The sequence below is a fragment of the Arthrobacter sp. ISL-28 genome (assembly GCF_018613875.1).
Lineage (GTDB): Bacteria > Actinomycetota > Actinomycetes > Actinomycetales > Micrococcaceae > Arthrobacter.
Genome location: NZ_JAGGPJ010000001.1, coordinates 98,697 through 117,543 on the forward strand (window position 1 = coordinate 98,697; position 18,847 = coordinate 117,543).

Below are 18,847 nucleotides of genomic sequence, written 5' to 3' on the forward strand. Positions count from 1 at the left end.
TGCACCGAGTGACCCGCACAAGCGCAGGATTACGCGGGTCTTTTCACAGGATTCCAAGGTTCGCCGAAGCTTTGGGGCAGTTCCGGTACCGCTTGCGAAGGCCGAAAATACACTGGATCTAGCCAGTCTTCTGGTCCTCGCTCGCCGGTCCCAGCCTCTCGAAGGAACCCAAAATTCGGTCTTCGTCCAGCCTCCGCCCAACCCTTGCCACCGCACTGCTGACAGCACTTTCCGTGACGTCCACAGGGATATCAATCGCAACCGCCGCACCTGACTCAGCTGCCACGGCCGGCGGTATCCACACCCCCGGATCGCAGGCCGGTACCGCCCGCTACTTGGTGCGCTACGAGGCCGGAACGGATGTGGCGGCCGAGGCGAGGAGCCTGCGCTCGCGGAATATCGCCGTCAGTCGCACCTTCTCGAAGGCGGTGCACGGTGCCGTTGTGACCGCGACACCCGGCCAGGCCGCGGAGCTGAAGCGCTCTGCACGCGTGGCCGGCGTCGAACTCGACGCGCCCGTGACGGTTGCCGAAACCCAGCAGCCGGCACCGTGGGGACTCGACCGCATCGACCAGCGCACCCTGCCGCTGTCCGGCTCCTACACCACGGCCAACCCAGGCTCCGGCGTGAGCGCCTACGTGATCGACTCCGGCGTCCTCGCCTCCCACACGGAGTTCGGGGGCAGGGTCGCCGCCGGATGGAACGCAGTTGCCGATGGCCTCGGAACAGGGGACTGCAACGGCCACGGAACCCACGTTGCCGGCACCATTGCCGGCAAGACCTACGGGGTGGCGAAGGCCGCGACCATCATTCCCGTGCGCGTCCTGGACTGCAACGGATCCGGTTTCAACTCGGACGTCGTTGCCGGCCTTGAGTGGGTGGCCACCCACCACCAGGCCGGGACGCCCGCCGTGGCCAACATGAGCCTGGGCAGCACCGCCAGCGCCATGGTGGATGCCGCAGTGCAGGGCCTCCTCAACGACGGCGTCACCACGGTAGTCGCGGCCGGCAACTCCGCCGCTGATGCCTGCAACAGCTCCCCGGCCCGCGTGCCGGATGCCCTGACGGTCGCCGCGACCGATTCCGCGGACCGGCAGGCGTCCTTTTCCAACTTCGGCACTTGCGTTGACCTGTACGCGCCGGGCGTGGGAATCGCATCGGCCGGCATAACCTCGACGACGGCTGCAGCTTCGATGAGCGGAACGTCCATGGCGACTCCGCACGTGGCCGGCGCAGCTGCCGCCGTTCTGTCGCGCTCGCCGGGGCTGGCGCCCGCGGCGGTAGCGTCGCAGCTGGTCGCCGGCTCGACGCTTGGGACAGTCACGGCCAGCGGGGCCGGCACGCCGAACCGCCTGCTGTACTCGGACCCGTCAGCAGGCCTTGTCACTGCCCCGATCACCACGGCCCCGACCGTCACGGCCCGGACTCCCGAGGTGAACAGCACCGCCGTGGCTAATGGCAGCAGCGTCACAGCCACCTTCAGCACAGCAGTCCAGGGAATCAGCGGGAGTACTTTCGTGCTGAAAAGCCCCAGCGGCGCCGTCGTCCCGGCGGCCGTCAACTACAGCGCCGACACCCGCACGGCGACGCTGGACCCTGCGTCCGATCTTGCCACCGACACCAAGTACACGGCCACTTTGCTCGGCGGGACAGCAGCCGTCCGCGATGCCGCGGGCACTCCGCTGGCCACGACCAGCTGGAGCTTCACCACCGGGCCGGCGCCAGTGATCACAGGCACAACCCCCCGCCCCGGAGCCTCCCTCGTCCGGCGTGCGAACAACATTGCGGTGACGTTCAGCGAAGCCGTTCAGGGCGCCGGCACTGGCACCATCTACGTGAAGAACTCGGTCACCGGCGCGACCATGGCTGCGACGGTATCCCGTTACGGAACCACCAACCAGTGGATCCTGAACCCGTCCGCCACCCTGGCCGCCAAGACCAGCTACACAGTCACCGTCACCGGCGGACCGGCAGCGATCCGCGACCTGGCGGGCAACCCGCTGAAGCCGGCCAGTTGGACCTTCACCACCGGTTCTCTCTGAGGGAGCATTAACGAGGACGACGGCGGTACTTTCGTGCCGCCGTTGTCCGGTGTTCAGTTAGTTGGGTGACGAGTCAGCCTGAAGTGGCTGAGAATGTTAGTAGCGTCCGAAATCGACCGTGCCATAAGCGCTGTCATACTTGGTTACCGTGTGGGAGTGCCTGCCGTTCTTGTCGTCGTACTTGATCTTAACGACATGGAACACCTTTTCCTCGCCACCCTTTCGGCCAGTGTCCTTGACCTCAGCGTTGGTGTGCTTTGTGACCCTGTCCTTGACATTGTTAATCGTGCCATGGCGGTCCTTGATCAGTACCCATTTACCGTGTTTCTTTTGGAAGATCCAGTGGTCGAACTTCACGTCCGTTTTCTTGTTACACCAGACGCTGAACTTGAACTTAACGTCGGCGCTGTCCTTCGAGTACCTGCCGTAGTCTGCTTTCTTCTCTTTATGATCCACGTCGTGGGCGCGGACCCAGCATTCAATTTTTTTGTCGGGCTTATCGCCGTAGCCCGCGGCGCTGGCCGGGCCAGCGAGAGCAACGGGACCGGCAACCAGTCCCAGTGAAACAGTGGAAACCAACGCGAGCCTGGCCGCGAGAGAGCGGGGATCCCGTGATGGCGCAGTGATGGACATATCTTTCTCCTGCATAACGATGCACGTACTGTTTGTGTCCGGGCAGCGCTGGCCAATCAGGATGCTTGTGGCAGGCTTATCAGCCGTTCCTGTCCGCTTTATGAAGGGGGCGCCCGTGCACGCGGGTGCCGTCAAACGGATCCCTTTTCAAGGCAGTTCCTTGGATCCGGTAGTTCCAGATTTTACTCCCGGAAGTGAGTGTGGGCGATTGTTTGGCCAAGATTGTAATCTTTTGGGCTTGCCTGCTGGGAAGGAAGCGGGCGACGGCGGGAGCGCGCCGCCGTCGCCCATCATTGTCCTAGGCGATCACGTGCCTGTGATTAGCTGGCGAGGAAGCGGAGTAGCGCCTCATTGACCTCAGCACCATGCGTCCAAAGCAGGCCGTGCGGGGCGCCGTCGATCTCCAGATATTCGGCGTCCGGAAGGGCCTTGGTGAACTCCCGGCCGGTGGCGTCGATGGGCAGGATGTTGTCCGCCGTGCCGTGGACGATCAGCGACGGAACGTCGATCTTCGGGATGTCAGCACGGAAGTCGGTGAGCCACGTGGGCTGCGCCGCCACCGAGGCGAAGGCGCCCGCGCTCGCCGCCAGGTTCCAGCTGGCGTTGACGGACTCCTGGCTGAGACGGGGTGTCCCCAGGAACGTGTCGGTGTTGTAGAAGTTCTTGAAGAAATCCGTGAAGAAGGCATAGCGGTCTGCTGTGACCGTCTCGATGAGGCCGTCGAACACCGACTGCGGAACTCCGGTCGGGTTGTCGTCGGTCTGCAGGAGGTACGGTTCCAGGGAGCCAAGGAACGCAGCCTTCGCTATGCGCGCCGAACCAAACGTTGAGAGGTAGCGGGCAACTTCGCCGGTGCCCATGGAGAACCCGACCAGCACTGTGTCGTTCAGGTCGAGGGTGTTGAGGACGGTGTTAAGGTCGGCCGCGAAGGTGTCGTACTCGTAGCCGGTGGTCGGTTTGCTGGATTTCCCGAAGCCGCGGCGGTCGTAGGTGATGACCCGGTAGCCTGCGTCAAGCAGGGCGGCGGTCTGCTTTTCCCAGGACGAGCCGTCCAGGGGGTAGCCGTGGATGAGGACCACCGGCTGGCCTGTGCCGTGGTCTTCGTAGTAGAGCTCGATGTCGGTGCTGTTTTCCTGTCCAACAGTGATGTAAGCCATCAGCAGTCCCTTCGGTATGGTGAGAACGGTCGTCCTCTACTGGTGCTACCAACCTATCCGGAGTGACCGGCGGGCGGGGATCCGGCGGTGACAACCGGAATGGAACGGCCGGCGCGGAACTCCTCGCGCAGGAATGGGAGCACCTGCCGGAGCGTTGGAGAGGGCATGAAACGCATCGGCTTCCTGTCTTTCGGCCACTGGGGCCCGGTTAAGGGTTCGCGCACCCGGACGGCAGGTGAGGCCCTGCTGCAGGGGATCGACCTGGCCGTCGCAGCGGAGGAACTGGGCATCGACGGCGCCTTTTTCCGGGTGCACCACTTTGCCCGGCAGCAGGCATCTCCGTTCCCCTTGCTCGCGGCCATCGCCGCCCGGACCAACCGGATCGAACTGGGCACCGCCGTCGTGGACATGCGGTACGAGAATCCGCTGTACATGGCGGAGGAGGCTGCCGCCACCGACCTCATTAGCGGCGGCCGGCTGCAGCTCGGTATCAGCCGCGGTTCACCCGAGCCGGCAAGGAATGGTGCGGCTGCCTTCGGCCATGTCCCCCGCGAGGGGGAGAGCGACGCGGACATGGCGCGCCGGCATACGGCGGAGTTCCGGAGGGCCGTGGCAGGGGCTGGAGTGGTGGAGGCAGATCCGCGGTACGCCGGTGGAGTCACCGGCCTGCTGCCCATCCAGCCGCGCTCGGAGGGACTGGGCGACAGGATCTGGTGGGGCGCCGGAACCCGCAAGACGGCTGTCTGGGCGGCCGAACTCGGGATGAACCTGATGAGCTCCACGCTGCTGACGGAGGACACCGGGGTGCCGTTTGACGAGCTGCAGGCAGAACAGATCGCGCTCTTCCGGGAGGCTTGGACGGCGGCCGGCCAAAGCCGCGAACCGCGCGTCTCGGTCAGCCGGAGCATCGTGCCCCTTGCCGACGACGAGGACCGCCAGTACTTCGGACTCAGCGCCCTGCGCGAGGCCCGGGACCAGGTAGGAGCCCTGGACGGGGCCCTGGCACGGTTCGGCCGGAGTTACATCGGTGAGCCTGACGTCATCGCCGCGGAGCTGGCCACGGACGCAGCCGTGCAGGCCGCCGACACCCTGCTGATCACCGTTCCGAACCAGCTGGGCGTGGAGTACAACGCCAAAATGCTCGCGACGATCGCCACGAACGTCGCGCCAGCCCTTGGCTGGCAGCCGAAGGTGGAAGGCGGGCGGTCTACCGGCAGGCGGTGATCCTGTACAGCGCCCGTCCGTCGGCGGCGGCTATCTGCTCGAAGCCCCGTTCCGTGGAGACGTTGTAGAAACCCGGCCACGTTTTCAGGCTGGCGCTCCCGTGTGATCCCCCTGCGACGTCCTGGTAGAAGTGGGTGGCCCCGACCTTGCGCACAGCGGCGCAGATTGAGGTGTCCGTGTGCAGCCGGCTGAAGCCGGTGCGCAGCAGCTCTTTGGCTGCGCTCGACGACGTCGGCGACCCCAGTTGGGTGTAGACGACATGCCTTCCCGTGAGCGCATAAAAGTACGTTTCCCCGTTGAAGGGGTCCCCGATCACCACGGCATCGGCAGGCAGCATGGCTCCGGCCTGCTGAATGAAGTGCTGTTCGCCGGCGGACAGGACGCCGTGTCCGGGCCGCCCGGAGGTGATGTAGTTGTGCCCGGCAACGGCAACCCGGTCAGCAGACCTGTAGCCGGCCGAACCGAGGTAGATCGCAGCGATGACGGCCATGACGCAGCCGGCGAAGAGGACCGACTGCGTGTCCCAACGGCGCGGCGCCGGGCCGGACGGCAGCGTGCTGGGCGGCAGCATGCGGGACGGCAGCATGCCGGACGCGGCGCGGGTGAGGGCTTTAATGAGCACAATGATGGCCAGCGTCGCCAGAATGCTCCCGGCCATGGCGATGAAGGGCGCGATCCTTTGCGTGTCTTTGTACCAAAAGCCAGTCAGCCACCTCAGCCCGTTCTCAGGTCCGGCCGCAAGAACATACAGGGCCACAAAGGCCAGCCAGGCGACTGCAAGCGGCCGCGCGTCCTTGACGAAGACAGCAACGGCTGCGCCGAGTATCGCCAGCAGACCCACCAGAAGGTTGAAGTCGTCCGGTGACGGAGCATGGACGGCGGGGAACTGCGGAAGATCGAACAGGGCAAGATTCAAGGAGTCGGGAATTTCCGCCCGCACCTGGCGACGGTAGGCCATGACGCCCGCCAGGAGTTTTGAGCCGGCCAGCGAAGAATACGCAAGCACGGCTGCGATAACGGCGACGCCGGTGGCCGCCCCGGTGATCCAGGGCCGGCGGCGAAGTCCCCGCAGGAAGAAGGGAACACCAACAGCCACCGCGAAGGGAAGGACAATGACCGCCACGGCAAAGACGCTGCTTGGATGGGCAGCAACGCAGCCTGCCAGAGCCGCCGCGCAGACGGCCCCGAGGAGGACGAATTCCGTGCGCGGGGACTGCCCGCGTTCTCCACCGGCAAGTCGCCGCAGAAGCAGTATGGCCACAGCAACGGTGGCAGGAACGAGGGCAGTGGCGAGGCCATTGGGCCACTGCCCGCTCCGCAGCAGTTGGGCGGAAGGGAAACTGATGAAAGAGGCGGCCAGCAACGGCGTCACGGCCCAGGCCGCAGGATGCCGCGGCAGGATCATCGCGGCCAGGAAAGCGAGTCCGACCGGCCAGATGATGCCGCCGATGATGACCGACGACAGGTTTGCGGCCTCTGTCACGTCGGGAAAGAGGGCCACCGCGCTGTGCCAGCCGGAGGGGTAATAGGTGGGCCGGCCGGCGCCGAAGATGGGGGCGATGCCCCATGGTGTTGCATTGCCCGATTCCTGGATCCATCGCAAGGCGTTGAGGTGGAAGACCGGGTCCCATCCCTGCGAGGCGGTCGATGGATTCCCGATGCCGCGGAGCAGGGCCCGGCAGGTGACAGCGGAGCCGATGGTCACCCCGGCGGCCACGGCAATCTTCGTTGCTGTCGTCAGGCCGGAAGGAACCAGCGTGCTGCGGAGCCTGAATCTCCGGCCGATTAACCACGGGATCAGAATCAGCGGCGCAACAACCCCGACGGCGGTTGCCGGGTTCCAGGGGAGGTTAAGTGCATCGGCGGCCAACGTTCCCGCCATGTAGAGCAGCAAGGTGACGGCCGGGCCCAGCGCGATGGCAGCCGGCCAACCGGGCTTCAGGGGGAGGAGCGCCAAGGTTCCCGGAAGGAAAAACGCGGCGAGGAGAAGCACAGTGGTGAGAGCCGGAGATGCCAGCCCGGGAAGCCATAAATGCATGGTCGGTCAACTTGCTCCGTGCCGGACCTTGTTCCTCCGGGTCGTGCCCAAGGCCATGCCCAGGAGTTTTGTGGCGTTGGAAGACCGCTGGCCTGGCTGGGCTTCCAGCCGAGGGTAGATTTTCGCGGCCTCTGCCCGCTTCTGGGCCACGAACGAGGCCAGGTCCGCCTTGAGGGAACCGCTATGCTGCGGCATCTGAGGTTCGTCACCGTCCATCGCGAGCGCCCACCCGCTTCCCAGTGCTGCGACCGACTCGTGTTTGACGTCGTAGTAGCCCTTTTTCATGCCGACGGCGATGCCGCGGGCGCCCGCCGCGGCGGCGAGGAGATGGAAGTGGAAGCGGCTCGTGACCCAGGTCTGGCTGTCGGAGAGGGGAAGGCCATGGGTCCAGATATGTGAGAACGGGAGGAACCGTTCTTCGGGAATGAGGTCGGCCATGAGTTCGTAGGCAGCGCGGTCGCCGCCAGGAATGGCCTCAACGTAAAAGGCTTTGACGCCCTCGCCGGCAGCCTTCTCCACGGCCGTCCGGGCCAGCTTGGCGGCAGTTTCGAACCGTTCCGCATCTGCCGTGTCGCTCTGGATGCAGACATAGAGCCCGGGTTCTGCCTCGGTACGGGCGATTTCCGCGTTCACGCCCAGGAACGCATCGTCCAGCCCGCGGTCGATTCCATAGGCCTCGGCCCCGGCTTCATCCCTCGCCGTGACATGGCTGAATCCCTGGAACAGGGGCATTTCGGCAGGAGCGGAAGTCAGCAGGGGCATCAGCCCCTGCCCGGTTGCGATCAGGCGGGCACCCGTCATGTCGCGGACCGCGCGCATTCCCACGACGAGTCCGGCATGCTGCGACCAGTTCTCGTTGATGTAGCCTCCGCCGATGAGATGGAGCGATTCCGCCTCCCGCAATTTGAGGAGGCCAAGGTCGTAGGTAGGGGAACCGAGCCCGGTAACACGAGCCCGGATCGTATCCGCGGCGGCTTCGAACGGAAAGTCGGCGTTTTCGTGAACCAGCCGCCACAGCGTGTTCGTGACCCGGAGGCGCGGATGCAGCCCGTCGAAGAGGACTTGCGCAAGGCCTGGCTGCGGGCAATCCAACCAGACCTCGGCGTCGGGACGCTCGAGGGCCAGATACTTGAGCCAGGCGGCAGCGATGAACTCGTCGCCGAAATTGGGATTGCCCGAAGGGCCGACCAGATAAATGAGACCCGACTGCATGGTGAAAACTATATCGCCCTTGGGGATCTGGACCTCTCCACTACCCCCGGGCAGAAAGGATGGCGGCGGCAGAAGTGATGCCTCACCAACGGCGCGGGCATCAGGGTTCTGCGGTCAGAACCAGGGGATGACCCGGTCGGCGCGGTGCCGGGTGGCTTCGATGAGGCGCGCATTGGCCTCGTCGGATCCGGCGGCCCAGGCCTCGGCCGCCGGCCGGTCCATTCCGAAGAGCATGTGCCGCTCGACGAGACGCGAAAGGCGAAGTCCCGGGGGAGTGTCGATGAACCACACTTCGTCCAGCTGGGAGCGCACCTGCTGCCATTTCGGGTCGTCGGACAGCAGGTAGTTGCCTTCGGTGATAATCAGCGGCACGGACGCCGGAACGGCGATGGACGCTGCCACAGGCTCATCGATCGCGCGCCGGAAGTCGGGGGCATAAACAATGTCCTCGTCCCGCCGCGCAAGCCGCTGCAGCAGCGAGAAGTAGCCGCCGACGTCGAAGGTGTCCGGAGCGCCCTTGCGCTGCTTGAGCGGGGTGCCGTCAATGATGGCGTTCCCGAGGTGGAAGCCGTCCATGGGAACAACGAGCGCCGACCCGGGACCGAAAGATTCCGCCAGGCAGGCGGCGAAAGTGGACTTTCCAGAGCCGGGCGCGCCGGCCACTCCGAGCAGGACCCGGATTCCGCCGGTCAGCCGTAGGCGTAGCTCCATAACGGCCTGCCGGATGGCCGGGGAGTCGAAGGCCCGGACTGCCTGCGGCTGCACGTTGGGCATAGTCATGGAAAGAATCCTAGGCGAGGTGCGGCGCCTGATGTTTGCCGGTCCAGTCGCGGCTCCACCGAGAGGAGCTGCGTCGGGAGGAGCCGCTCAGTCGAGCGGGATCGTAATGGTGACTGCCGTGCCCGATCCGGGATCGGAATCTATGGCCACCGTCCCGCCGGCTTCCTGGACTGCCGCGGATATTATCCCGAGTCCGGGCCGCCCGCCGTCGGCGTTTGCCGGCCCCAACGCCTCGCCTTGGCCGGAGGGGTTTCCCGACTGGGAGCCGAATCCAGTGCCGTTGTCCGCTACCGTCAACCGGATTCCGTGGAAGACGGGTGAAAGCCGCACCGTTACGTCAGTGGCGTGTGCATGCTTGAACGTGTTGCTCAACGCAATCTGCGCTGACTTGTAGAGCAGGGTGGCGCAACTGGCCGAGATTTCAAGGCCATGATGCGGTGTCTCCCAGTGGACGCACGCGCCCTGCCGGCGCAGCGGTGCCGTCAGCCTGTCAATGCAGCCAGCGAGTCCGAGCCGGTGGAAGTCCACGGGCTGCGGATCCGTGATTACACCCCCGATCTCAGTGGCTTCTTCGAGAGTCGCTGCGTTCATGGCGCCGTCCGCCTCCTAGCGGTCCTAATGCATCTGTCCCCCAGAGGATCGCTCCCCAGAGGCCGATGTATTTAGGGTGGCGTCGACGGATCAGGCTTAGCGCGGGATTTCCTCAGGATCCGATCAGGTTTCCCTGAGCCGCTGGATTTCCTGGGCCTATCGTTTACAGGGGTAGGCAACGCCCCTCTGGAACTGCCGCCTCCGCTGAGTTTCGGCCCTGCTACTGAGCCAACGACGAGGGCTGGAGCGCCTGCTGCGGAAAGGTGACTGCGTCAGCGGCGTCAAGCACTTCCAGTGCTGTCATATGGGCTGCGGCGGCCACTTCCCTGATGGGCTTGCCATGCGTCACCGCTGCTGCCACGGCTGTCTGCAGGGTTATTGCGGCAGGCTCGTGCTCTGTGGTCGCTGATTCCAGCGTGGCCACGGCTTCTTCCACTGCCCGGATGTCGTCATCGTCCATCGGTGTGCTCCTGTCTCTGCTCCATTGCAGTACCGCCGGCAGCACCAGAGGGATGGTTCCTCGGAAATGCTGCTTCACGCTGATAAAACCATAAGACAGACAGGTCTGTCTCTGCCAGTCCCAAAGTTCCCAAGGTAGAGTATCCGTTTGATGAACGCACCTGATTCAACAGGGAGCACGCTGCTGCCCCAAGGGATTCGTGCCGGTCAGAACGAACCCCTGCACCGGATACTGTCCGCTGCCTATGAGCTGTTCTCGCGGCGAGGCATCCGCGACGTCGGCATTAACGAGCTGATCGAGCGTTCCGGCGTGGCCAAATCCACCTTCTATCGGCATTTCCCATCGAAGGACGCCCTGGTTCTTGCCTTCCTCTCACTCCGCGATCAGGTGTGGACCGTGGATCTCATCATCTCCGAGGCCAGGCGCCGGGGTAACTCGCCCGAGGAACGGCTGCTGGCCATCTTTGATGTTTTTGGTGACTGGTTCCAGCGTGATGATTTCGAAGCCTGCACCTTCATTAACGTTCTCCTGGAAATGGGCCCCGACCATCCGCTGGGGGAGGCCAGCATCGGCTACCTCGCCCGGATCCGCGGCCACCTGCAGGCGCTCGCCGAGGAAGCAGGCCTGCGCGACACAGAAGAGTTCGCCCGCTCGTGGCACATTCTCATGAAGGGTTCCATCATCTCCGCCACCGAGGGTGACTTCCTGGCCTCCAAGCGCGCCCAGCAGATGGCGGGCTGGCTGATCGCCCACCACCAGAGCTGACGCGGGCACGGCGCTGGCAGTACTTCCGCCGACGGCTCATGTGCACGTTAGCCATCCTTCTTGCCTTTGCCTTTGTCCGACCCCCTGGCCGGAGCTTCCTTGGCAGACTGGGGTGTCTGGGCGGGTTGGGGTGCCAGGGTAACCGTGGGCTGATTGGTGGCCAGGTTCTGGTCGGACCCTTCTGCAGCAGCTTCCGACTCTTTGGCCGCCGTGGCCTTTTCCGCAGCCGCCGTTGCTGCCGCAGCCTTCTCTGCCGCAGCCTTGCTGGCGGCGGCCTCTGCGGCAGCGGCTGCCCGAAGGCTTGCCCGGACTGCCTCGACGGCTTTCATGATGCTTTGGTGGCGCTTGAATGACACGTCACCGTTTGCCGCAGCCCGCGTCAGGTGCTCGACCAGTTCGTCAAGCGTCCGCAGTCCTGTTGCCGGGTCCCCTGTAGCCGCCGCCGTTGTGACAGCCAGGACACGGGATTGCAGCTCCCTGCCGGTCTTTGCTTCCAGATCCGGGGGTGGGGCGCAGCCGGCAATCGCAATGATGAGAGCGGCGGCCAACAGCCTGACGGCAACGCGCAGCCGCCTAAGTCTGCGGTCCAGCCAATCCACCATGGTTCCTTGCCTTTGCCAGTCGATTCCGCCGCTGAGGGGTTCCTGCCTCGGTGCCGAAGCGGCGCCGTTCTTGTAGCGGCAACCGAATAAATCATAAGCCTACTTAGCTTCTATTGTTGACTCGGCCGAGGCCATCGGCCGCCCTGAGTTCTCGAGCAGGTGGCACAGCAGGGCCTGTTCGGGGCAGCCTGGGTGGGCGGAGAGATGGCGCAACAATCTCTGCCGTATCTCCGACTGGGGATCCGTGGCCGAGATGATGTCCAGGATGAGGTCGATGACCTGCTGGCGCATCAATGTCCGGTCCGGATGGCCCGGACAGGCATCACTTTGTACAGGGCGGCCGGATGGTTGGAGTTCACTGACTCCAGAGCCCGCCCGCGGTTCACGCTCCTGCGGGGCCGGGACGTTAGCGGCCATTCGGGCCTCCCTGGTCCCCGGCCAGATAAGGAACCACTATGCCTGGTGCCTGGACGGGCGCCGGCTCGGCTGCCAGCGCCTGGCTCCATGCCTGAAGCCCGGCAACGGCGGTCAAGGGCAGACATAGGAGTAACAGCTTCTTCATCAGGGCTCCCCTTTCAATGGCCGCACTGCCGGACAGACTCAATATCGCGCGGACCTCCTGTGAAAACCTCGTCGCCCAATCCCCCGCATTTCGGTCGCCGAGCGGGGAAATGGGGGGTCTGGGGTGGGCCATCATCCCCATATGCGGGAGTATCAGGATTTCCATCAGGAAATCCCGGGGTTTTCACAAGCAACCGGGGAAGCAGGTTGTTTGGCGACCGCGCTGTTCCCTTAACCGCCGTGCCCTTAACCGCCGTGCCCCAACCGCCGTGCTCCTAACAGTTGCGCCCTTAACATCCGGATGGCCCGGGCGTAGTTTATTGGTGTCGGGACCCATTCCGGCCCCTTCCCTCGTCAGCCGAAACCGGGCCGGAAGCAGACAGGAGGTATCAGCGATGGCCAACATTCTCCGCCGCGCCGGTGTGGACTTTCCGGAGCCCTTCCGTCGGTTCCTTGAAGGAGACCTCGACTCCTGGCTTCGCGTGGAGGAATTCCGCGAGGCCGGGACTCTGGTAGTCAAGGCCGAGGTCCCGGGGATCGACCCGGACAACGACGTCGATATCACCTTGGTGGGCAACCAGTTGCAGATTTCAGTCAGGCATGAGGAAAAAAGCGAGCACAGGGGCAAAGAGGGGTACCGCACGGAATTCCGCTACGGCACGTTTGCTCGAACGGTCACTCTGCCCGCTCCCGTGAATCAGGAGGACGTCCGCGCCTCTTACACGGACGGGATCCTGGAAGTCCGGATCCCGGTACCCGAAGAACCTGCCGCTGGGGCACGGAAGATCCCTGTCTCCCGAGGTTCCGGGGCGACGCCTGGTTCCGCAGTCTAGGAGCAAACGGCTGGCGGGCCGGTGAGGCGTCTCCGCACTCTTGAGTCTGCGTTGGATAGAGTCGACCTACACGTGACGCGGCCGCGCACGCTGGAAGCGCGGCTGCCCGGTCGGCGAAAGGGACGCAGTGTGTTGGATCAGACATACGCTCGCCCGGCGTATGGCGGTGATGCTTGCCGTTTTCACCTTGGCCGGAGGGATGGTTGGTTGCGGCGTCTCAATGCCAGCGGACCCGAATGGCACCTTGGAGCGGGTCTCTGGCGGGACCCTGCGCGTCGGCGCCACAGCCAACGGCAAGTGGGTCAGCCTCGGGCAGGGACAGGAACCTCGCGGAATCGAGCCCTCGCTGGTACGCTCCTTCGCCGCCACCATCGGTGCCACCCCTGAGTGGGTGACCGGAAGTGAGCAGGAGCTGACCAAGGCACTCAAGGAGGGCGAGCTGGATCTGGTGGTCGGCGGCTTTGCCGCCGAGACGCCGTGGATTACGCATGCGGGAACTACGCGGCCGTATACGGAATCGAAGGACGCCTTTGGCAAGACGGTGGAGCATGTACTTCTGGTGCGGCTGGGCGAAAACGCCTTTCTGCTGGCACTGGATCGCTTTCTTCTGGAACAGGACGTGCAGGGATGAGCCGCACGGATGCAGTCGGCAGGTTCGGGAACACCGAGTTGCCCCAGAAGCAAAAAGACGCCCTGCAGAAGGCAATCAAATTCGAGTGGATAACATTCGCCCTTCTGACAGTTTCCGCGACGCTCGTCTTCCTGGTCCTGGGCAATTCGCAGGATGGATCGAGGACCTCCTCTCGGTCCTTCCGCCGATCGCATTCCTGCTGGCCGTCCGGCTGATCCGGCGCCCTCCTACAAAGAAACACCCGTACGGCTATCACCGCTCGGTGGGAATCGCACACCTGGTTGCCGCAATGGCCCTGGTGGCCATGGGCGCGTTCCTGATCGTAGACTCCGCCGCCGGTTTGTTCAGTGCGGAGCATCCGACGATCGGGGTATTGAGCTGTTCGGGCATACCATCTGGCTTGGCTGGCTCATGGTCGGGGCGATGCTGCTGACGGCGGCCCCTCCGGTCTATCTTGGACGGGTCAAATTCAATCTGGCCCAGGCGCTCCACGACAAAGTGCTCTATGCCGACGCCGATATGAACAAGGCAGATTGGATGACAACCGGAGCTGCCGCCATCGGTGTTCTCGGCATTGGCGCGGGCCTTTGGTGGGCTGACTATGCCGCGGCGATACTGATTTCCATAAGCATTCTTCGGGACGGGGTGAGAAATTTCCGCGGTGCTGTGGGAGCCCTGATCGATACCCAGGCGCACACGGTGGATGACTCCGCACCCGATCCACTCAACCGGCGGATCGACATCTACCTGAAGGGTCTTCCCTGGTGAGCGAGGCGGCCTCACGCAACCGGGATGAGGGGCATGTCTTCCATATCGAATCCTTGTGGTGCCGGCCGGGGGCAGGCTTCCAACCCTGAAAATCATGGAGGAAGCACGTAAAGCCTGTGCCGGGCTCGACTGGAAGGTGCAGGACATCGTCATCGTCCCGGTTGCGGAGTTGCCGGAAGAGTTCCTGCCTGGACTCCGGGCGCCGGGGGCCGAGTACTTAGCCGTCACCCCTCGTAGTGTGTCTTTGCAGAGCCCTGCCCGAGTGAATCGACGATCGCCGTCGCGACGCTGTGGAGTTTGATGTTCCGGGTGCTTGAGGCTGCCTTCAAAAGCTCGAACGCCTCCTCCTGGCTGCACCGGTTCTGCGCCATGATCACCCCGACGGCAACATCAATCACCGTCCGTGTTTCCAGTGTGGCCTTGAGGTTCGCTGCCGTATCACTGTAGTGGGCGAACCGCACGGCAAGCCGCAGCGCCATGGAGGTCTGGCTAACAAAGTCTTCCGCCAGCTCCAGGACTTTGCCCTCGAACCGATCCCGACGGTGGGAGTAGAGGTTCAAGGCAGCGCGCGTCTCGCCTTCGAGCCGGAAGGGGATCGCCAAAATGGAGCGCACCCCGTGGCCCAGCACTGTGCGCGCGTACTGCGGCCACCGTTCATGGTCTTCAAGATCGGTGATATGGACGGTCACCTGCTCGCGCGAAGCTGTCATGCAGGGTCCGTCGCCGAAGTCGTACTGTATTTCGTCCATGGCCTGCGCTTCGGGACTGCTGCTGGCCACAGTGGCGGCTTTGCGATGCCGCAACAGGGTGATGCCGCACAGGACTTCGTCACCGGGAACGGACAGGCTTCGGGCGGAAACCCGTGCGAGCTCATGGAGGAAATCCTCCACATCCGAGCTGGCGAGCACCATTTTATTCAGGTGCTCTGTGATTGATGTTTCAGTTTTTGCGGTCGACTCGCGGGCCACGATTCCCAGTACCGTTTCGCTCAGGTCAAGACGAGCCGGCGGGCAGCGCATTCCACGGAAGAGGAGGGCAGCGGCAGCAAAAGAGCCGGATCGAACAACTATCCAACGGCCTTCTGCTAAACCGTACCGGGAAATTATATACACCAGTTCGAAGGTCATCAGGACGGCAAGTCCGGAGGATGAAAACGGCAGGTCCGCCATGCGGCTCTGTTTTTCCTAGAACTAACAGGGCCTGCCAAAGGGCTGCGCCGGTCCGCCGGCACACCTAGGCTGGGGAGGAAGGTGACCGGCGGAATCCGCTCCGGCAATCTTCAAACAGGCGGCTCATTGGCACCTGGGCCAGCCAGCGAACCAGGCAGAGGAGACCATCATGAGAATTGCTGTAACCGGCGGAAGCGGAAAGCTTGGGCGCAGCGTAGTCCGCAGGCTCACCGAAGACGGCCACGCCATCCTGAACCTGGACCGGGCGGGGGAGAGGAGTGCGGCGCTCGCCGTGGTGGACCTGCGGGACTATGGCCAGGTTGTGGACGTCATCCTTGGCCTGGATGACCGGCACCGGGGATTTGATGCGATTGTCCACCTTGCCGCCATCCCGGCTCCGGGACTTGTGCCGGACGCCGCCACCTTCGAAAACAACATGCTGTCCACGTACAACGTGTTCCAGGCGGCCCGCAGGGCCGGTATCAAGAAAGTCGTTTACGCTTCCAGTGAGACGCTGCTGGGACTGCCGTTCGACGTCGACCCTCCCTATATCCCGGTGGATGAGGAATATCCGGCGCGGCCGGAAAGCACCTACTCGCTGGTGAAGCACCTGGAGGAGCGGATGGCAATCGAAATGACGAGGTGGGACCCGGAGCTCAGCATCACGGGCCTGCGGTTCTCCAACGTGATGGATCCCGAGGACTATGAGGCCTTCCCGTCCTTCGACGCTGACGCGACCCTGCGCAAATGGAACCTCTGGGGCTACATCGACGGCCGCGACGGTGCCCAGGCGGTGGCGCGCGCCTTGGAGAACGCCAAGCCCGGGTTCGAGGCCTTCATTATCGCCAATGAAGACACGGTGATGAGCCGTTCCAGCGCGAGCCTGGCAGCCGAAGTATTTCCCAACGTCAAAGTGACCAAGGAGTTGGGGGAACACGAAACGATGCTTTCCATCGACAAGGCAAAGCGGCTCCTCGGATTCGCGCCCGAGCACAGCTGGCGGACTTACCATTCGAACCGCACCACCCCAACCGAAGACTGAAGATGCACCCTGGTTTGGAGTGCCGGACTGTTAGGACTTAATTGTCCGTTCGCCGCCCGCCCTCAGCTGCAGGCTCTGTAACAGCGGTTTCAGGAACAGCCCCTTCCCTGGCATCGCCTTCCTGCCGGAACCAGATATCGCCCATCTCCTCGGTGGACTGCTCCACGATCCTGCTCATTGCGGCGTGGGCCCGTTCTGCTTCACCGCGTTGGATTGCGCTCGCCACCTCAACGTGCAGTTGCAGTGCCTCGTGGTGCGGGAGGTGCGGCATGAGGCCGTGCTCGGTGCGGCCGGTGAGGACCTCACGGACCAGGTTATGGAGCTGGGAGAACATAGGGTTCCCCGACGCCTTGAGTACAGCGGCGTGGAAGTCGATGTCCAGCAGAAGGAATTGCTCCTGGTTGTCTCCCTGGCCTGCTGCCCACAGCTTCGCTGCCAGGGAGACGAGGTCGCTTCCGTCCTCCAGCGAAATGCGGCCCGCGGCGAGCCGGGCCGCCTGCGGCTCAATCGCACCGCGGAGTTCGTTCAGTGCCCGTAGCTGGTCTAGCCGTGCTGATGACGCCAGCCGCCAGCGGATGACCTGGGGATCGTAGAGGTTCCAGCATGCCTCCTCCTGGACCACTGTCCCGAGGCGACGCCGGGACTCCAGCATGCCCATGGAGCAGAGCACCTTCGTCGCTTCCCGGACAACCGACCGGGCGACCTTGTGCTCGGCTTCCAGCTCGTCGATCCGGAGGACGGCGTGCGGCGGAAGCGTGCCGTCTGCAATAGCGAGACCCAGCCGCTCCAGAAACGAACTCGGCATGTAGTGGGAGTGCTCCGCCTTTGGAGATTTCATAAATAAATCATACTGGTGTGGCGCAAGGGGTTGTTTAAGTCCGCTTTATTTACCTATGCTCGCTTCCAGAGCAGATGCAAGGATGCGTTTGCAGGCGGCCAGCGACAAGCTGGCCCTGATTTAGGGAGTCGTAATGAAGCGACGTTCAGTAATGAAGTATGCGGCCGTCGCCGCGGCCCTCTCGCTGGGGCTGACCGCCTGCGGAGGCGGAAGCAGCGAGTCCAAAGGCTCGGACACTGTCCGGGTCACCCTCGCTAATCACGTCTGGAGCGAGGGAATCAAGGCAGCGATACCCGAGTTTGAGAAATCCTCCGGACTCAAGGTCGAACTCACCCAACTCGGTGAAGACCAGCTCTCCGACCAGTACAACGTCAAGCTCAACGCGGGCAGCGACGAAATCGACGTCATGATGTACCGCCCGCTGCAGGAAGGCAAGGCGTTTGCCCGCAACGGCTACCTCGCCGACCTGACCAGCAAGGTTGCCGAAGACGCGGAGTGGGACTGGAAGGACTACCAAGACGGGCCCGTGCAGGCCAGCACTTACGAGGACAAGGTGACGGGCGTCCCCATCATCACCGAACGTGAGGTCCTCTACTACCGCAAGGACCTGCTGAAGGCCGCCGGCCTCGACGTTCCCAAGACCATGGAGGAGCTCGAGGCTGCGGCAAAGAAGATCTCCTCGGCAGACACGGCAGGCTTCGTGGCCCGGACCGGCAAGTCCGCAGCCGTCACCCAGTTCTCCAGCTTCCTGTACAGCTTCGGCGGTGACTTCATGGATGAAAGCGGCAAGTCCGCCGTCGGAACCGAAGAAGCCAAAAAGGCCTACGCCTTCTACGGCGGCCTCATCAAGAACTACGGCCCCAAGAACGTCAGCACGGACATGAGCTGGCCCGAGGCAATGGCCATCTTCACCCAGGGCAAGGCCGCCTTCTACACCGAGGCGGATTCCCTCTACAAGAACGCCACGGATCCGGCCAAGTCCAAGGTCGCTGACACCGTTGGCTTCGCGCCGCTGCCGGCCGGGCCGGCCGGTTCCAAGCCGTACAACATCCCGTCCTGGGGCCTCGCCGTCAACGAGGCTTCGGCCAACCAGGACAACGCCTGGAAGTTCATCAAGTGGGCCACGAGCAAGGAGCGCACCTTTGCGGCACAGAAGGCCGGCGTCCCCGGCCCCCGCGCGTCCGTCTGGGCCGATCCCGCCGGCACCGCCACCTACCCGAAAGACCTCGCAGCTGCCATCGCCGTGAGCGCTGAAAACGGCGTTGGCCACGACCGCCCGCAGGTCCTCACCGTGGGCAAGGCCCGTGAAATCGTCGGCGGCCCCATCGTCGCCTCCATCACCGGCGCCGACGCGGCTGCAGCCGCCGACACGGCCAACACCGCGTTCCAGAAGTTCCTGGACGACGAAAAGTAAGTAACTAAGCGCGACGGCGGGACTACCGCCTGGCTGTTGTCCCGCCGTCGTCCGCTGAAGATTTCACCCCCAACTCCTTAGGTGAAC

General features: G+C 64.0%; 18 protein-coding genes and 1 pseudogene. 8 read left to right on the forward strand and 11 right to left on the reverse strand.

Translation table 11 applies throughout. The annotated features are described in order from the left end of the window. Window positions 1–233 precede the first annotated feature (233 nt). On the forward strand, window positions 234–2,042 hold the full coding sequence (locus J7E80_RS00470; protein WP_311380723.1) for a S8 family serine peptidase: 1,809 nt from the start codon (window positions 234–236) through the stop codon (window positions 2,040–2,042). 96 nt (window positions 2,043–2,138) lie between these two features. On the opposite strand, the gene J7E80_RS00475 is transcribed toward J7E80_RS00470, so the two are convergent. Together J7E80_RS00475 and J7E80_RS00480 are read right to left on the reverse strand one after the other, a co-directional pair. Then, a complete protein-coding gene (locus J7E80_RS00475; RefSeq protein ID WP_215049517.1) occupies window positions 2,139–2,675 on the reverse strand; it encodes a hypothetical protein in 537 nt (178 codons plus the stop codon). Window positions 2,676–2,995: 320 nt separating this feature from the next. Then, window positions 2,996–3,832: an alpha/beta fold hydrolase gene (locus J7E80_RS00480; RefSeq protein WP_215049518.1), complete on the reverse strand. Its 837-nt coding sequence runs from the start codon at window positions 3,830–3,832 to the stop codon at window positions 2,996–2,998. 165 nt (window positions 3,833–3,997) lie between these two features. On the opposite strand from J7E80_RS00480, the gene J7E80_RS00485 reads away from it, so the two are divergent. Further along, window positions 3,998–5,056, forward strand: a complete 1,059-nt coding sequence (locus J7E80_RS00485; protein ID WP_215049519.1) for an LLM class flavin-dependent oxidoreductase — start codon at window positions 3,998–4,000, stop codon at window positions 5,054–5,056. On the opposite strand, the gene J7E80_RS00490 is transcribed toward J7E80_RS00485, so the two are convergent. The 5 genes from J7E80_RS00490 to J7E80_RS00510 form a co-directional block, all read right to left on the reverse strand. Further along, window positions 5,040–7,094, reverse strand: coding sequence for a DUF6541 family protein (locus J7E80_RS00490; protein WP_215049520.1), 2,055 nt, complete (start codon window positions 7,092–7,094; stop codon window positions 5,040–5,042). The two genes, J7E80_RS00485 and J7E80_RS00490, sit on opposite strands and share 17 nt — an antisense overlap. Before the next feature lie 6 nt (window positions 7,095–7,100). Further along, window positions 7,101–8,306, reverse strand: coding sequence for a polysaccharide pyruvyl transferase family protein (locus tag J7E80_RS00495; RefSeq protein ID WP_215049521.1), 1,206 nt, complete (start codon window positions 8,304–8,306; stop codon window positions 7,101–7,103). Window positions 8,307–8,420: 114 nt separating this feature from the next. After that, entirely contained in the window at window positions 8,421–9,086 is a 666-nt protein-coding gene (locus J7E80_RS00500) for a nucleoside/nucleotide kinase family protein (RefSeq protein WP_215049522.1), read from the reverse strand. An 87-nt stretch (window positions 9,087–9,173) separates the two neighbouring features. Continuing rightward, on the reverse strand, window positions 9,174–9,677 hold the full coding sequence (locus tag J7E80_RS00505) for a sensor histidine kinase (protein WP_215049523.1): 504 nt from the start codon (window positions 9,675–9,677) through the stop codon (window positions 9,174–9,176). A gap of 220 nt (window positions 9,678–9,897) precedes the next feature. Then, on the reverse strand, window positions 9,898–10,137 hold the full coding sequence (locus J7E80_RS00510; RefSeq protein ID WP_215049524.1) for a hypothetical protein: 240 nt from the start codon (window positions 10,135–10,137) through the stop codon (window positions 9,898–9,900). Window positions 10,138–10,287: 150 nt separating this feature from the next. Here J7E80_RS00510 and J7E80_RS00515 point away from each other — a divergent pair, with 150 nt between their 5' ends. Beyond that, entirely contained in the window at window positions 10,288–10,902 is a 615-nt protein-coding gene (locus J7E80_RS00515) for a TetR/AcrR family transcriptional regulator (protein WP_215049579.1), read from the forward strand. Between the two features lie 47 nt (window positions 10,903–10,949). Here J7E80_RS00515 and J7E80_RS00520 read toward each other — a convergent pair whose 3' ends face one another. Together J7E80_RS00520 and J7E80_RS00525 are read right to left on the reverse strand one after the other, a co-directional pair. Then, window positions 10,950–11,504, reverse strand: a complete 555-nt coding sequence (locus tag J7E80_RS00520) for a mucin-associated surface protein (RefSeq protein WP_215049525.1) — start codon at window positions 11,502–11,504, stop codon at window positions 10,950–10,952. Window positions 11,505–11,910: 406 nt separating this feature from the next. Beyond that, window positions 11,911–12,066: a hypothetical protein gene (locus tag J7E80_RS00525; RefSeq protein ID WP_215049526.1), complete on the reverse strand. Its 156-nt coding sequence runs from the start codon at window positions 12,064–12,066 to the stop codon at window positions 11,911–11,913. A gap of 394 nt (window positions 12,067–12,460) precedes the next feature. Here J7E80_RS00525 and J7E80_RS00530 point away from each other — a divergent pair, with 394 nt between their 5' ends. The 3 genes and pseudogenes from J7E80_RS00530 (at window position 12,461) to J7E80_RS24530 (ending at window position 14,598) form a co-directional block, all read left to right on the forward strand. Continuing rightward, on the forward strand, window positions 12,461–12,898 hold the full coding sequence (locus tag J7E80_RS00530; protein ID WP_215049527.1) for an Hsp20/alpha crystallin family protein: 438 nt from the start codon (window positions 12,461–12,463) through the stop codon (window positions 12,896–12,898). 160 nt (window positions 12,899–13,058) lie between these two features. Continuing rightward, window positions 13,059–13,529: a transporter substrate-binding domain-containing protein gene (locus J7E80_RS00535; RefSeq protein WP_215049528.1), complete on the forward strand. Its 471-nt coding sequence runs from the start codon at window positions 13,059–13,061 to the stop codon at window positions 13,527–13,529. Then, window positions 13,526–14,598: pseudogene (locus J7E80_RS24530) on the forward strand (cation diffusion facilitator family transporter). Before J7E80_RS00535 ends, J7E80_RS24530 begins: the two are co-directional and overlap by 4 nt. Here the strand turns inward: J7E80_RS24530 and J7E80_RS00545 are convergent. After that, window positions 14,522–15,265, reverse strand: a complete 744-nt coding sequence (locus tag J7E80_RS00545; protein ID WP_215049529.1) for a GAF and ANTAR domain-containing protein — start codon at window positions 15,263–15,265, stop codon at window positions 14,522–14,524. The pseudogene J7E80_RS24530 and the gene J7E80_RS00545 sit on opposite strands and share 77 nt — an antisense overlap. A 370-nt stretch (window positions 15,266–15,635) precedes the next feature. Here J7E80_RS00545 and J7E80_RS00550 point away from each other — a divergent pair, with 370 nt between their 5' ends. After that, window positions 15,636–16,508 carry an NAD(P)-dependent oxidoreductase gene (locus J7E80_RS00550; RefSeq protein ID WP_215049530.1) on the forward strand — a complete coding sequence of 291 codons (873 nt, stop codon included), beginning with the start codon at window positions 15,636–15,638 and terminating at the stop codon, window positions 16,506–16,508. A 37-nt stretch (window positions 16,509–16,545) separates the two neighbouring features. Here the strand turns inward: J7E80_RS00550 and J7E80_RS00555 are convergent, their stop codons facing one another. Then, a complete protein-coding gene (locus tag J7E80_RS00555; protein WP_215049531.1) occupies window positions 16,546–17,346 on the reverse strand; it encodes a FadR/GntR family transcriptional regulator in 801 nt (266 codons plus the stop codon). A gap of 133 nt (window positions 17,347–17,479) precedes the next feature. Between J7E80_RS00555 and J7E80_RS00560 the strand changes: the two genes are divergently transcribed. Then, window positions 17,480–18,760: an ABC transporter substrate-binding protein gene (locus tag J7E80_RS00560; protein WP_215049532.1), complete on the forward strand. Its 1,281-nt coding sequence runs from the start codon at window positions 17,480–17,482 to the stop codon at window positions 18,758–18,760. Window positions 18,761–18,847: the final 87 nt, after the last annotated feature.

Excerpts from the sequence above, each read along its gene's own strand:
- J7E80_RS00475 (WP_215049517.1), bottom strand. The coding sequence starts at position 2,675 with ATGTCCATCACTGCGCCATCACGGGATCCCCGCTCTCTCGCGGCCAGG.
- J7E80_RS00480 (WP_215049518.1), bottom strand. The coding sequence starts at position 3,832 with ATGGCTTACATCACTGTTGGACAGGAAAACAGCACCGACATCGAGCTC.
- J7E80_RS00485 (WP_215049519.1), top strand. The coding sequence starts at position 3,998 with ATGAAACGCATCGGCTTCCTGTCTTTCGGCCACTGGGGCCCGGTTAAG.
- J7E80_RS00490 (WP_215049520.1), bottom strand. The coding sequence starts at position 7,094 with ATGCATTTATGGCTTCCCGGGCTGGCATCTCCGGCTCTCACCACTGTG.
- J7E80_RS00495 (WP_215049521.1), bottom strand. The coding sequence starts at position 8,306 with ATGCAGTCGGGTCTCATTTATCTGGTCGGCCCTTCGGGCAATCCCAAT.
- J7E80_RS00500 (WP_215049522.1), bottom strand. The coding sequence starts at position 9,086 with ATGACTATGCCCAACGTGCAGCCGCAGGCAGTCCGGGCCTTCGACTCC.
- J7E80_RS00505 (WP_215049523.1), bottom strand. The coding sequence starts at position 9,677 with ATGAACGCAGCGACTCTCGAAGAAGCCACTGAGATCGGGGGTGTAATC.
- J7E80_RS00510 (WP_215049524.1), bottom strand. The coding sequence starts at position 10,137 with ATGGACGATGACGACATCCGGGCAGTGGAAGAAGCCGTGGCCACGCTG.
- J7E80_RS00515 (WP_215049579.1), top strand. The coding sequence starts at position 10,288 with ATGAACGCACCTGATTCAACAGGGAGCACGCTGCTGCCCCAAGGGATT.
- J7E80_RS00520 (WP_215049525.1), bottom strand. The coding sequence starts at position 11,504 with ATGGTGGATTGGCTGGACCGCAGACTTAGGCGGCTGCGCGTTGCCGTC.
- J7E80_RS00525 (WP_215049526.1), bottom strand. The coding sequence starts at position 12,066 with ATGAAGAAGCTGTTACTCCTATGTCTGCCCTTGACCGCCGTTGCCGGG.
- J7E80_RS00530 (WP_215049527.1), top strand. The coding sequence starts at position 12,461 with ATGGCCAACATTCTCCGCCGCGCCGGTGTGGACTTTCCGGAGCCCTTC.
- J7E80_RS00535 (WP_215049528.1), top strand. The coding sequence starts at position 13,059 with ATGGCGGTGATGCTTGCCGTTTTCACCTTGGCCGGAGGGATGGTTGGT.
- J7E80_RS00550 (WP_215049530.1), top strand. The coding sequence starts at position 15,636 with ATGAGAATTGCTGTAACCGGCGGAAGCGGAAAGCTTGGGCGCAGCGTA.
- J7E80_RS00555 (WP_215049531.1), bottom strand. The coding sequence starts at position 17,346 with ATGAAATCTCCAAAGGCGGAGCACTCCCACTACATGCCGAGTTCGTTT.
- J7E80_RS00560 (WP_215049532.1), top strand. The coding sequence starts at position 17,480 with ATGAAGCGACGTTCAGTAATGAAGTATGCGGCCGTCGCCGCGGCCCTC.